General features: G+C 41.1%; 9 protein-coding genes and 2 pseudogenes. 4 read left to right on the top strand and 7 right to left on the bottom strand.

Features of this window, described 5'->3' with window-relative positions; genetic code table 11:
• Window positions 1-90 precede the first annotated feature (90 nt).
• The 3 genes from trmD to rpsP form a co-directional block, all read right to left on the bottom strand.
• Window positions 91-747 carry a tRNA (guanosine(37)-N1)-methyltransferase TrmD gene (gene trmD, locus PHQ42_04125; protein ID MDD5071892.1) on the bottom strand — a complete coding sequence of 219 codons (657 nt, stop codon included), beginning with the start codon at window positions 745-747 and terminating at the stop codon, window positions 91-93.
• Between the two features lie 220 nt (window positions 748-967).
• Entirely contained in the window at window positions 968-1,300 is a 333-nt protein-coding gene (locus PHQ42_04120; GenBank protein ID MDD5071891.1) for a KH domain-containing protein, read from the bottom strand.
• Between the two features lie 374 nt (window positions 1,301-1,674).
• A complete protein-coding gene (gene rpsP, locus PHQ42_04115) occupies window positions 1,675-2,154 on the bottom strand; it encodes a 30S ribosomal protein S16 (protein ID MDD5071890.1) in 480 nt (159 codons plus the stop codon).
• Window positions 2,155-2,332: 178 nt separating this feature from the next.
• Between rpsP and PHQ42_04110 the strand changes: the two genes are divergently transcribed.
• The 3 genes and pseudogenes from PHQ42_04110 to PHQ42_04100 all read left to right on the top strand — a co-directional run bounded on the left by PHQ42_04110 (window position 2,333) and on the right by PHQ42_04100 (window position 6,732).
• Window positions 2,333-4,207 carry a PEP-utilizing enzyme gene (locus PHQ42_04110; protein MDD5071889.1) on the top strand — a complete coding sequence of 625 codons (1,875 nt, stop codon included), beginning with the start codon at window positions 2,333-2,335 and terminating at the stop codon, window positions 4,205-4,207.
• A gap of 1,288 nt (window positions 4,208-5,495) precedes the next feature.
• Window positions 5,496-5,780, top strand: a pseudogene (locus PHQ42_04105) (PEP-utilizing enzyme).
• A gap of 22 nt (window positions 5,781-5,802) precedes the next feature.
• Window positions 5,803-6,732: an HAD-IA family hydrolase gene (locus tag PHQ42_04100; protein MDD5071888.1), complete on the top strand. Its 930-nt coding sequence runs from the start codon at window positions 5,803-5,805 to the stop codon at window positions 6,730-6,732.
• Between the two features lie 134 nt (window positions 6,733-6,866).
• Here PHQ42_04100 and PHQ42_04095 read toward each other — a convergent pair whose 3' ends face one another.
• The gene (locus tag PHQ42_04095) at window positions 6,867-7,496 is read right to left on the bottom strand and encodes a histidine phosphatase family protein (GenBank protein ID MDD5071887.1); all 630 of its coding nucleotides are present in this window, start codon (window positions 7,494-7,496) and stop codon (window positions 6,867-6,869) included.
• Between the two features lie 118 nt (window positions 7,497-7,614).
• On the opposite strand from PHQ42_04095, the gene PHQ42_04090 reads away from it, so the two are divergent.
• Window positions 7,615-8,607 (top strand): PEP/pyruvate-binding domain-containing protein, encoded by a 993-nt coding sequence (locus PHQ42_04090; GenBank protein MDD5071886.1) that lies wholly within the window; start codon window positions 7,615-7,617, stop codon window positions 8,605-8,607.
• Between the two features lie 121 nt (window positions 8,608-8,728).
• On the opposite strand, the gene PHQ42_04085 is transcribed toward PHQ42_04090, so the two are convergent.
• The 3 genes and pseudogenes from PHQ42_04085 to rpsO all read right to left on the bottom strand — a co-directional run bounded on the left by PHQ42_04085 (window position 8,729) and on the right by rpsO (window position 12,158).
• Window positions 8,729-11,011: a polyribonucleotide nucleotidyltransferase gene (locus PHQ42_04085; GenBank protein ID MDD5071885.1), complete on the bottom strand. Its 2,283-nt coding sequence runs from the start codon at window positions 11,009-11,011 to the stop codon at window positions 8,729-8,731.
• Window positions 11,012-11,190: 179 nt separating this feature from the next.
• Window positions 11,191-11,685, bottom strand: coding sequence for an NYN domain-containing protein (locus PHQ42_04080; protein MDD5071884.1), 495 nt, complete (start codon window positions 11,683-11,685; stop codon window positions 11,191-11,193).
• A 212-nt stretch (window positions 11,686-11,897) separates the two neighbouring features.
• A pseudogene (rpsO, locus tag PHQ42_04075) lies at window positions 11,898-12,158 on the bottom strand (30S ribosomal protein S15).
• Window positions 12,159-12,499 lie beyond the last annotated feature (341 nt).

The raw sequence follows: 12,499 nt of genomic DNA, 5'->3' as shown, positions 1-12,499 counted from the left end.
TCTAAAAGGCGCGTGAATCTGAACGCGCCTTTTTTATTTATTTTTACCTGTCCCGCTTGCCCCGTAGCCGCGGTGGCCTCGGCGGTGATATTATTTTCTTTTTTTTTCCCGCCACTCCCCTATTTTATTATGGTCCCCGGAAAGTAAAATTATCGGCACCCGGTATTTTTTGCCGCGGACAGTAAAAATTTCCGGCCGGGTATATTGCGGGTATTCCAGAATACCCGGCGCAGAATGGGATTCATCTTTAGCGCTAGTTGCGTTGCCTAAGGCGCCGGGAAGCAGGCGGGTAATAGAATCAATAATCGCCATGGCCGGAATTTCTCCGCCGGTTAAGACATAGTCGCCGACAGAAATCTCTTCGTCAACAAATTTTTTTATCCTTTCATCCACTCCCTCGTAGCGCCCGCAAACAAGAATTATCTCATTAAGCTTGGAATATTTTTTCGCCAGCTGCTGGTTCCACCGCTTTCCTTTAGCTGATAATAAAATAATTTTTGGTTTTTGGTTTTTGGTTTTTAGTTTTAAGGTCTGTAGGGCTTGGTAGATCGGTTCTACTTTCATCACCATGCCGGCTCCGCCGCCATAAGGGGCGTCGTCCACGGTTCTATGCTTATCCATTGTCCATTGCCGCAAGTCATGGATTTTAATATTAACAATCCTGTTTTTTTGCGCCCGCTTCAAAATTGACTCATTAAAGTATGAATCAAATATCTCCGGGAAGATGGTGATAATATTGAATTGCATAAATTTTAATAATCAATAATCAAATTCCAAATAATATTAAATAAGTAATATTCAATTATTTATTAGTTATTAATTATTGTTTGGTTGTTCCCTGCCTGCCGAAGCCTCGGCGCAGGCAGGGAATTTGATTATTGGTTATTTATATATAGATTATATCATATTATAACAAAAAGCCACGAACAATTTGTTGTGGCTTTTTGTTTTTTATCTAAGTTTTGTTTTAGATTTTTAAATCATCAACAGATGAAGTGTCAACGTCAGCGCTTCTGACATCTCTTCTGCCCGCTGATCTTTGAGCTCCTTCCGGGTCATGAATTTTTAAATTGACCCTGGCGTTGTTTTTGGCTCCGACAATCTTTAACAGAGTTCTCATTGCTTGAGCGGTTTGCCCTTTTCGACCGATTACATAGCCCATGTCGGACGGGTCGATTTTTAAGGTCAAAAGAACGCCCATTTCGTCCACTGTCCTTTCCACCTCCACTTTTTCGGGTTTGGAGACAATGGTTTTTACGATCATTTCCAAGAACTCCTTGTCTTGTTCAACTTTTGCCATAGTTTTTGTCTTTTTCTTCCAAATTGACTGATATTTATTTTCCATCGGTCAGATTTGAAAGAGCTCACTGTTAATTATTACTTCTTGCTTTCCCCCGCGCCATTTTTAGGGCGTGGAGCTTATGTTAATTCAGCAAGTTTATCCCGCGTTTTTTGCTCCGCACTTTAGTATTCTTTTGTCCGGGGCAAAAGGCGCGGGATTTTAAGATAACGTTATTATAACATATTATAAATATTTGTCAAGGATTAGGTATACCCATGAGTTAAGCGCAAGAATTTGTTTTAAAACTTTAGATTCCGCGTCGTTTCGTCTCGCCCCGCACCCTTTTTGTGGTGCGGAGTCAATCCCTTCTCTCGCGAGAGGCGGGACAAAATTTACGATGCGGCTTTCTCTTGCTCAACTGGTTTTTCTTCTATTTTTGCCTCCCCTTCTGCCTTTGCTTCGTTTTCTGGTTGTTTTTCTTCTATTTTTTCGCTTTTATCCTCAATTTTTTCCGGAGTTTCTTCTTTCTTCGCTCCAATCTCTTCTGTTTTTGCTTCCGGCGCGCTCGGCGCGTTTCCCGCTTGTTTTTCTCCTTCTTTTTTCTTATTCCTGGCCTTAGAGGCTTTAATTTTTTCACCCTTGATCAGCCCCTTTTCAATCAGAAGATTATTGACAGTCGGAGACATGCCCGCTCCTTTTTCCAGCCAATATTTTATTCTTTCAGCTTTGGCCTGAAGCTCCTTGTTGCCGGGATTGTATGAACCCAGAATTTCCAAAGATTGGCCGTATAAATCGCGGCTTTTTTCCGAAATTATTAAGCGATACATTGGCTTATTCTTTTTGCCGATTCTTGATAATCTTATTGTTAGCATAATTATCTGGCAGTTTCATGGAGAGCTGAAAAACATAAACTGCCCTTAATGATTTAATAGTTTGATATTAACTTAATAATTGGGAAAAGTCAAGTTTCCGCGCGGCCCCTTGACTTTTTATTAGAGAAGGGTTAATATGTTTTATAGACAAAAATAATTGACTATTAAACAAAATAGCATGAAAAGCCTGTTTAATTCAAAAACCTCCTATGAAATTCTTGGTTTATTTGTTAAAAATCAAGGTAAAAGGTTTTATTTGTCAGAAATCGCCAATGAATTGGGCAAAGATCCGGCCAACATTTCAAGGGAATTGAAAAAAATGATAGACGAGGGGATTATGGCGGTAAGCGGAGAAAGGAAAAAATATTACGAATTTAATAAGAGGTGCCCCTTTTTTTTAGAGCTTGTCGCTTTATTTAAAAAATTGGATGAGTCTGATTTCAGCAAAAAATTCAGCCAAGATTGGTTTTTGGGCGAAGAAATAATGAACGTTGATCCGTTTTTTTCCCAAATTTGGCTTCGGTGCTTTGTGGAAAATTTTTATAGGGCTACGGGGCGCAATTACAAAAAGATTGCCGCTATTTTCCGAGGCTACCACCTTTGGTTTTATTATGGAAAAAAAGATTCCCGAGAAGTCGGCGAGCACTTGGTAAACAGGTTCTTGTCCGAGCCGGACTACATGGCCGAGGTTAACGGGAATATCATCGGCTTATCCGACAAACTGCGCCAATACGCGGAAAAATTGCCGGAAACGGATTTAAAAAAAATAACCGCTAAAAAACTTTGGGAGTATTATAAAAACCATGAAGACCTTCACCGGGAGTATTACCAATGGGGCTGGATTCCGGTCGCAGCCGACATGTTCCATAATAATTTAACCGACCGGGGCAAAAAAATTTTGAAAGAATTAAAGGCGCCGGCAGGGAAAATTGAAGAAATTTTGGCATTGCTTACCCAGCCGGTGGGGGTTTCTTTAATCCGGAAAGAGCAGGAGGAGTTGATGGAAATCGGGGCGGAAGTGCAAGCGGATAAAAAACAATTCGCCCTTTTCAAAGAGCTGTTCAGGAAATTTAAAGAAGAAGATGTCAAGGAATTCGGCCTTTATACCCACAGCCCGGAATACGAGAGGCAATTTGAGAGGGCCGTAAGGTTGATATATAATCAAATAAATCCGGAGATTCTTGGCAAAATTGAAAGCCATTACTCTAAATATTTTTATACCAAATTTATTTATACGGAAGAGCAGGGCGTCTACAGCTTTGAACATTTTCTTAAGTCATTGGTGCGGCTGGTGAGCAACGACCCTAATGTCGCCGGAACTTTGAAAGAAGAAAGAAAGAGATTTTCAGAAAAAATATCTGAGCGGAAAAAATTAATTAAAGAAATGAAGCTAAACAAGAAATTGATAAAATTTTTTGATGAATGGGGAAATTTCATGGTGACAAAAATTTATCGGCGCTATGCCCAGCTTTTTGCCCTTTATCGGATGGTGCCGATTTTGACAGAAATCGGGAGGCGTTTAGGTTTGAGCCTGAAACAGCTTAAATTTATGACCAGCGAGGAAATTTATGACAGTTTATTCAATAATAAGATTAACGCGGAAGAAATAAAAAAAAGAGTCTATTTTTCCGTTTTTTATGCGGATAAAAACGAGCGCCTTTTTTATAGCGGCGAGGAGGCTAAAAAGATAGTAAAATACATAGAGAAGGATGAAGTAAGAGAAGTAAAGGAAATAAAGGGCCAATGCGGGGCCAGGGGCTATGCTAAGGGCGTTGTTAAGATCGTTAATGTAGCCCGGGATATGGAAAAGATGGGAAAAGGCGATATCCTGGTTTCCATTTCTACTCAGCCGGATTTACTCCCGGCCATGAAAAAAGCGGCAGCTTTTATTACGGATCAGGGCGGAGTGACTTCGCACGCCGCGATTGTGGCCAGGGAAATAAATACCCCCTGCGTTATCGGGACGAAAATCGCCACGAAAGTTTTGAAAGACGGGGATGAGGTAGAAATAGACGCGGATAAAGGAGTTGTAAAAATATTAAAAAAGAGTTAGTCTTAATTCAAACAGGATAGCCCGAAAAAATAAAAAATATATGAAAAAGGCAAAAATTTGGAGGAAAAATTTTGAAATAAGCAATACTCATCTTTTGATGGGCATTCCGGCCATTGATGATATGGTTAATTACCAGCATATAACTTTTGGCCGGACAATTATAAAAGAAATAGTTTGGGTTCAAGAAGATTATAATAACCCGGCCACCTATATGCTTCGCCAGGAGTTGCGCGAGTTGATTGAGAAGAGCTTAAAATTGGTTTTGGATAAACCGGAAAAAATAAAAAAAATTCATCAAGAGGCTTTAAAGCATAATTTTCGGTATTTAAACCACTCTAAATCTTTATTGAAAAAAAATTGGGCCAAAGCCGCTGACAGCCGAATTATTAAAAGTTTTGACAAATCGATAGAATTATTTATGATCGGCCATGGTTATGCCCTGCCCACGACCTGGTTCATTGATTCTGACGGAGAAGACTTTTCTAAAATTCTAATAAAAAAAGTTGAAGATATAATCAAAGCCGAAAAAATCAATATCAGTATGCCGGAGGTTTTTAGCGTTTTAACTACTCCGGAAAAGTTGAGTTTCGGCGCCCGGGAGGAGATTGAATCTTTGAAGGTGCTGCGTTTAATTAACAGCGATGTTAAAGCTAAAAAATTATTTTTAAATTCAAGCGCAGAGAAGATTGAATCCGGCTTAAAAACTATTAATTCTGAAATAAGGAGAAAAATAATAAGTCATTATAAAAAATGGCGCTGGCTGCCCTATACTTATATCGGTCCGGCCTATGATTTGGATTATTATTTGGAAGTTTGGTCCGGCCTTTTAAAGGAAAAAATCAATATCAATAAGCAGATAAAGGAAACCGCTAATCAGGTTAAAGAAACTAAAAAGAGAAAGAAAGAAATAATTAAGAAATTGCGGATAAATAAAGATGATAAGATTTTATTTGATATAGCTGCGGAAATTATTTATATAAAATCTTTCCGTAAAGATTGTTGGTATTTTGGTTTTTATGTTTTGGAGCCGATTTTAAAGGAAATCGCCAAAAGGCTTCATCTAACTTTGAAACAGGTTAGATTTATGGATTGGAAAGAAATCGGCCCGGCTTTAAGGAGGAGGTCTTTCCCGGTTGATATTTCAAATAAGCGCATTAAGTTTTGTGTTTTTCATCAAAAAAATAAAGTCAGAAAAATTTATCACACCAACCAAGCCAAAAAGTTTCTGGCTGGTTTAAATCTGGAAAAAGAAGCCATAAAAAAAATAAAGGAAATTTCCGGCACAGTCGCTTCGCCCGGCAAGACCAGTGGCAGAGTAAAAATAATAAACACCCCCGAAGAGATGGGCAAAATGGAGAAGGGAGATATAATGGTGGCCCACACCACCTATCCGGCCTTAGTGCCGGCCATGAGGAAAGCCAACGGTATAATTACCGATGACGGCGGAGTAACCTGCCACGCCGCCATCGTGGCTCGGGAATTAAAAACTCCTTGCGTGGTCGGAACAAAGATCGCCACCCGCGCCTTGAAGGATGGGGATAGAGTTGAAGTTGATGCGGATAAGGGGATCGTGAAAATTATTAAGTAAATACAAGATGATTAAACTTATTATTTTTGATTGCTACGGCTTAGTTTTAAACGAGGGCTATCCTAATACGGCCAAAGTCTTAGCTAAAAAATACGGCGGCCGCTGGCAGGATTACCACAAAATTTTTTATTATAAATATTTTAATTTAGCCGCCACCAGGAAAATTACGCAAAAGGAAGCTTGGCAAAAAGCGATTAAGCATTTTAATTTACCGATTTCTTGGCAAAAGGCAAGAGACCTGCATTATAATTTAATGAAATTGGATAAGAGAGCAGTTAAATTGAATCAAGAACTTAATAAAAAGGGCTATACGACCTTGCTTCTTTCAAAAAATACCCGCAGCCAGATGGCTGATGTTTCCAAAAAATTCGGTTTAAAAAAAGTATTTAAAAATATTATAAATACCTGGGAGCTTAATTTGCCCAAAGCGAGTGAAGAGACTTTGAGTTTGGTTTTAAGGAGATTTAAGGTAAAGCCAGAAGAGGTAGTTTATATAGACGACCAAGAAAATAATTTGGCTGATGCCAGAAAAATGGGCATAAAAACCATTTTAATAAAAAATTTTAAAAATATGAAAAAAGAATTGGAAAAAGAATTAAAAATTGACTCCAATAAAAAATTATCAGGCGTTTTAGCTTCGCCCGGTAAAGCCAAGGGTAAAGCAAGAATTATAAAAAACATAAAAGACAGAAATAAAGTTTTAAAAAATGAGATTGTGGTTTTGCTTGATTCTGATATGAAATTATTACCGACTGCGCGTAATAAAATTTTGGGTTTTATTATTGAAAAAGGGAATTTGACCTGCCACGTAGCGACCTTGGCCCGAGAATCAAAAAAACCTTGTTTAGTGAAGGTTAAAGATGCGACTAAAATTTTAAAAGACGGAGGCAGAGTGGAAGTTGATGCGGATAAGGGGATTGTAAAAATTTTAAAATAATAACCTGCTTTTATCATTGCGACGCTCCCACCTCGGTGGGATTGCTCGCAATAACAGTAATAAAAAAAGGACCGAAGTTCTAAAGCAAAATTTCTTGCTTAGAAGATCGGTCCCTCGTGATGGGTTGAGAATGATCAGACGGCGATGTCGAGCCAGTTTTCTTCGACGAGTTCGCCGGTTTCGGCGTCGATGATCAGTTCGATCATCTGGCAGTTTGCCGCCAGACGCTCCGGCACGTGGATCGGTTCGCCCCGCAGAACCTGCAGAGCGTTTTCGATCCTGGCCACACCGTGGGTCGAGACCAGATCTATTTCACCGATGTGGACTTTCGCCGTGGCGCGCAGCCAGTCTGCGGTTTCCGTCCCGCGCGATTCGATCGCCCGGTAGAAATCCGTATTCTTCGGGTCATACATCACCTGGGCGAATCCCGCATCGCCGGACAAGCCGAGTTCGGTGCAGACGGCTTTGACCCGAGCCATGAGCTCCGGGTCAGTGGAGGAGAGATCCCCGAGCTCGGGCACTTCCGAGATTTCGGGGGGATTTTCGTCCTTCATGCCTTCGAGAATGGCGGCGGCGGTCGCTTTTGCTCTCGGCGACGGCGAGGAAAATACGGAGTCGAAGAAGACCACGGGTCCCTCTAGCGCGGCGCCGGTCTTCTGACAGAGGTCGACCGCTTCGGGGGTCAGCACGTTGTTTACGTGGGCACCGTGGCGGACGACGACGATTCTGGTTTCGTTCTCTGCCAATTTGCGAAATTCCAACATGTGTTACTCCTTTCGGAAAAATAGTGGATGTGAAGTAACGGGAAATATTGCTACTATGCAAATAAAAGGTCAAATTTTAATGTGCATTAATACATAATCATATCATATTTTTAAAATTATGTCAAGTAAAAAACAGGGATTTATTAAAAATTTCTCTAAAATTAGCAAAAAAGATGTGGGAATTGCCGGTGGGAAAGGCGCTTCTTTAGGGGAAATGACCCGCCTCTTCGGCGGGCAGGCCAAATCTAACCCCGTACCGCCGGGGTTTGTAATACTGGCTCCAGCGTTTGATTATTTTTTGGATAATATGCCCAAATCCCCGGTTGCTAATACTGAGTCAGATGTTGAGGCTCAGTTGGTTAAAGTTAACTATGATGATACTAATTCTATTGACCAGGCCTCAAACGTTATTCGGGATATTATGCATGATACTCAGATTCCGCCTGAGTTGGCTAAAAATATTGAAGCTGAGTTTAAAAAACTAAAAGCTAAATATGTGGCGGTGCGTTCTTCGGCTACGGCCGAGGATTCATCAATCGCTTCCTGGGCCGGAGAATTAGAAACTTATCTTAATACTACTAATATTAATTTATTAGATAATGTAAAGCGTTGTTGGTCGTCGTTATTTACCCCGCGGGCGATTTTTTACCGCTATGAAAAAAATTTAGTTGACCAGCAAGTCTCCGTAGCCGTAGTTGTGCAGGAGATGGTGCAGTCAGAAATTTCCGGAATTTGCTTTACAGTCCATCCGATTACGAAAGACAGGAACCAGATGGTGATTGAAGCCGGATATGGTCTGGGCGAAGCGATTGTTTCCGGCCAGATTACCCCGGATACTTACGTAATTGATAAGCGGGATTTTAGTTTGTCTGATATTAACGTAGCCGAACAAGAGAGAAAATTAGTTCGCGATGCGAAAAAAGGAAATGATTGGAAAAACGTGCCTAAAGCTGATAGAGAAAAGCAGACTTTAACCGGCAAGGAAATAGTTGATTTGGCCAAGCTTTGCGCGAAGATTGAAAAGCATTACAAAAAGCCGCAGGACATAGAGTGGGCCTTGGAAAAAGGGAAATTCTATATTACCCAGTCAAGGCCGATTACGACGTTGTAAAATAATAAAATAATATAAAAACAAAATAATAAAATAAAAATGAAGGCGAGATTAGCGAATCTCGCCTTCATTCGTTGGCGGTTTTATATTTTTATATTATTTTTTTATTTTATTTTTAAGATTAAAACCTTCGTCTGCCGCCGCCTCCGCGTCCGGAAAATCTGTCCCGTCCGTCGCCGCCGCCTCCAAACCTTGGCCGTCCGTCGCCGCCGCCAAATCCGCCGTTTTCTGATTTGCCTTTGCTGTCTTTCCAGAGATGCTCGTTTTCCGGCAAGCCTTTCAAAGTTAAGTTAACTCGGCCTTGGTCGTCTATTTCTTTAATCTTAACTGTAACCGTGTCCCCGACCTTCAAAAAGTCGCTTGGTTTGCCGATTCGGTAAGGCGCCAGTTCGCTCACATGCGCCATACCGTCATGGCCCGGGACTAATTCAATAAAGGCGCCGAAATCAAGCATCCGGACAACTTTGCCGGTAAAGATTTCTCCGGCCTCAAATTCCCGGACGATGTCTTTTACCTGCTTGGCCGCTTCCTGGCATTTTTCCGGATTAGTGCCGCAGATCATGACCAGACCGTCGTCTTCAATATCAATCGTTACTTCCGTTTCCGCGATTATCTTGTTAATGATTTTTCCGCCCGGACCGATAACCGAACCGATTTTTTCCGGGTCAATGCGGAAAGAAATAATGCGGGGAGCGTATTTAGACAATTCCGGCCGGGGCTCCTTAATTTCTTTTTCCATGACTCCCAAACCTTTATCCAAAGCGGCTCGACCTTGCTTTAAAGTTTTTTTAATTATTTCTTCAGACAGGCCGTCGGTTTTTGTGTCCATCTGAATAGCGGTCAAGCCGTCGGTTGTGCCCGCCATTTTAAAGTCCATGCCGCCTTTGCCGTCTTCCAAGTCCTGGATGTCAGTCAATATTTCCCATTTGCTCATATCGGAATTGGAGGCCAGTCCCATGGCGATTCCGCCAACAGCTTTCTTTATGGGAACGCCGGCATCCATCAAAGCCAGGGAAGACGCGCAAGTTGAACCCATGGAAGAGGAGCCATTAGAACCCAGAGTTTCGCTTACAACTCTGATTGTATAAGGAAAATCTTCTTTGCCGGGGATAAGAGACATTAACGCTTTTTCCGCCAAAGCGCCATGCCCGATTTCTCTTCTTCCCGTGCCTCTTAAAGGACTTACCTCGCCTACGCTATAGGGAGGAAAATTATAATGATGCATAAATCTTTTTTTGCTGTTGCCTTCAAGGCCCTCCAAAGACTGCTCCAGTCCGGGCGCGCCCAAAGTGACAATGGACATAATTTGGGTTTCTCCTCGGGAAAAGAGGCCGGAGCCGTGATTGCGCGGCAGGATTCCGGCTTCGGCGATTAAAGGCCTGATTTCATCAAGTTTGCGGCCGTCCACCCTTCTTTTTTCAGCTAAGATGGCTTCGGTTACTTTAGCTTCCACGGCCGGGGAAACCAATTTTTTAATTATTTCCTGCCTACGATCGCGGCCGACGCCGGAGGAAAAAAGATGCTCGTCCAGTTTTTCTTCAATAACTTTTACAGCCGCTTTCCTTTCGCCCTTGGTGTAGTAAGTTTTATCAAAAAGAATCGGATTTATATTTTCTTTAAGCCAATCCTTGGCCTCGGCAAATATTTTTTCTTTTTCTTTTTCAGCTTCAATTTCTTCCTGGCTTTTTAATTTATTTTTAGCCAGTTTTTCTCCCGGTTTAACCGCGCTAACCATTTTTTTGATTAACTTTATCGCTTCCTGAAGATTTTTTTGCCCGGCCGTAATGGCTTTTTCTATCTCCTCCTCTTTCACTTCGCTCGCTCCGGCTTCTAGCATTATTACTTTTTTCTCCGTGCCGGCGACGATTAAATCAAAATCGCCCTTTGCTCTTTCTTCATAAGTCGGGTTAAAGATAAATTTATTCTCCACTCGGCTAACTCTAATACCGGCAATCGGCCCTTTCCAGGCTATGCCGGCGACAGATAAAGCCGCGGAAGCGGCGATTAAAGAAACGATATCGTAATCATTTTCTTGGTCAACGGACAGAACGGTAATAATAACCTGGACATCTTTTCTTGATTCGTCATTAAAAAGAGGTCGGATTGCCCGGTCTATCATCCGGCCGGTTAAAACCGCCTCATCCGAAGGCCGGCCCTCTCTTTTTATCCAGCGCGAACCCTTAATAATGCCGGCGGCGTAAAGCCGCTCTTCAAAATCAACCAAGAGGGGAAAATAATCAATCCCCTCTCTTTCGCCCTTGGCTTCTACGACCGTCGCCATAACGACCGTTTCCCCGTACTGGACGGTAACGGCAGCGTCGGCCTGTTTAGCCAATTTGCCTGTTTTAATAGTGAGTGGGCGGTCAAGCCACTTGGTTTCAAAAACTTGTTCTTCTTGTTTCATTTTTTTTGGTCCTGACCGCTAGATTACAGAACTATGAGGGTTGCTCACAGCGCTATCTATCTAACGGCCAAGCGTGTTAATTAGTTACAAATTACAAATTTATTACAAATTTTACAAATACTAAAAAGATGTTTTGCTAATTATTTGTATATTTGTATGAGATTTGTAATTTGTAAAGGTTATCTTAAATATTTCTTGTTATCGCTTAAATTAGTAAAGTCATCAGCCTCTTCTATTAGTTTTGAAGAGGCGGTTTGCCGAAAAGCCATTACTTCCACCAGGCAACCCTTGGTATTTTGCAGATAACTCACCAAGGGCAGATAGTCGCCATCGCCGGTGACTAAAATAATAACATCAAGCTTGTTAGCCAGCTTTATGGCGTCAACCGCTATGCCCACGTCCCAGTCCGCTTTCTTCATGCCACCGGCGAAAATTTGCAGATCTTTCATTCTTACTTCAAATCCCTGCTGGCTCAAGGCTTCAAAAAAATGGATTTCTTCCTCGCTTTCGGTTTTTATTACATAGGTCGTGGCCCGGATTAATTTTCGTCCAGCCACGGCTTCCTTTAAAATTTCTTTAAAGTTAACCTTTTTGCCGTATAAATTTTTGGCGGAGTGATACATATTGGATACATCAACAAAAACACCCACCCGTTGTTCTTCATGCTTTATCATAAAAAGTTATTACAAATTCACAAATCAATCACGAATAACACAAATTGGAACTTATTTTTTAAATTATTTATGAATTTGTAATTATATTATTCCTCTTCCTTGGCTGTTTCTTGCGTCTCTTCTTCTTCCTCCGCCTTTATCTCATCTTTTTTATTTAATTCTTCTTCTATTCTTATTCTCTCATCTTCCTCTTCCTGCATCCTTTTGGCGATTTTTAATTTGAGCCGGGAAGTCAGATCTTTGAAAGATTTTTCATCCTCTTTTTGGAGGTATTTTAATAATCTGCGCCTTTCCCCGACTTTTTTTAAAAGACCCCGCCGGGAAGAATGGTCATGTTTGTGTTTTTTTAAGTGTTCGGTCAGTTGCTTGATTTCTTCGGTTAAAATCGCAATCTGAACCTGGGGCGAACCCGTATCATTATCATGGGTTCTAAATTTAGCGATGATTTTTTGCTTGTCTTTTCTGGTAAGCATAGTTTTTGCCTTATCCGAGACAGGGCCAGTTAAAAGTTTGTAAAGTTATAAAGTTTATAAAGTTTTTTTCTTTTCGGCCATTACACCTCTTACTTTATAACTTTATGAACCTTATAACTTTCAACTTCGTCCCCATATCCAAGAAAAGGTTAGTAATTAATAAGAGCATTATAAAATTAACATAATATCAAAATAAGGTCAAGGGGGCATGATGGGGTATACCTAGTCAAGTGGAACAGAGCTAATTGATTTTTGCAGATAGGTTAGCGGAGAATCAAAGATTTCCGGGTGGCTAAATCTTACTGAAAATTCAGCCACGTATTCTGGCAGATATTCTGGGG

Source organism: Patescibacteria group bacterium (assembly GCA_028711655.1).
GTDB lineage: Bacteria > Patescibacteriota > Patescibacteriia > Patescibacteriales > JAQTRU01 > JAQTRU01.
This window is presented reverse-complemented; position numbering and strand designations above follow the sequence as displayed.

Excerpts from the sequence above, each read along its gene's own strand:
- PHQ42_04095 (MDD5071887.1), bottom strand. The coding sequence starts at position 7,496 with ATGTTGGAATTTCGCAAATTGGCAGAGAACGAAACCAGAATCGTCGTC.
- PHQ42_04120 (MDD5071891.1), bottom strand. The coding sequence starts at position 1,300 with ATGGCAAAAGTTGAACAAGACAAGGAGTTCTTGGAAATGATCGTAAAA.
- rpsP (MDD5071890.1), bottom strand. The coding sequence starts at position 2,154 with ATGCTAACAATAAGATTATCAAGAATCGGCAAAAAGAATAAGCCAATG.
- PHQ42_04080 (MDD5071884.1), bottom strand. The coding sequence starts at position 11,685 with ATGATAAAGCATGAAGAACAACGGGTGGGTGTTTTTGTTGATGTATCC.
- PHQ42_04110 (MDD5071889.1), top strand. The coding sequence starts at position 2,333 with ATGAAAAGCCTGTTTAATTCAAAAACCTCCTATGAAATTCTTGGTTTA.
- PHQ42_04090 (MDD5071886.1), top strand. The coding sequence starts at position 7,615 with ATGTCAAGTAAAAAACAGGGATTTATTAAAAATTTCTCTAAAATTAGC.
- PHQ42_04100 (MDD5071888.1), top strand. The coding sequence starts at position 5,803 with ATGATTAAACTTATTATTTTTGATTGCTACGGCTTAGTTTTAAACGAG.
- PHQ42_04085 (MDD5071885.1), bottom strand. The coding sequence starts at position 11,011 with ATGAAACAAGAAGAACAAGTTTTTGAAACCAAGTGGCTTGACCGCCCA.
- trmD (MDD5071892.1), bottom strand. The coding sequence starts at position 747 with ATGCAATTCAATATTATCACCATCTTCCCGGAGATATTTGATTCATAC.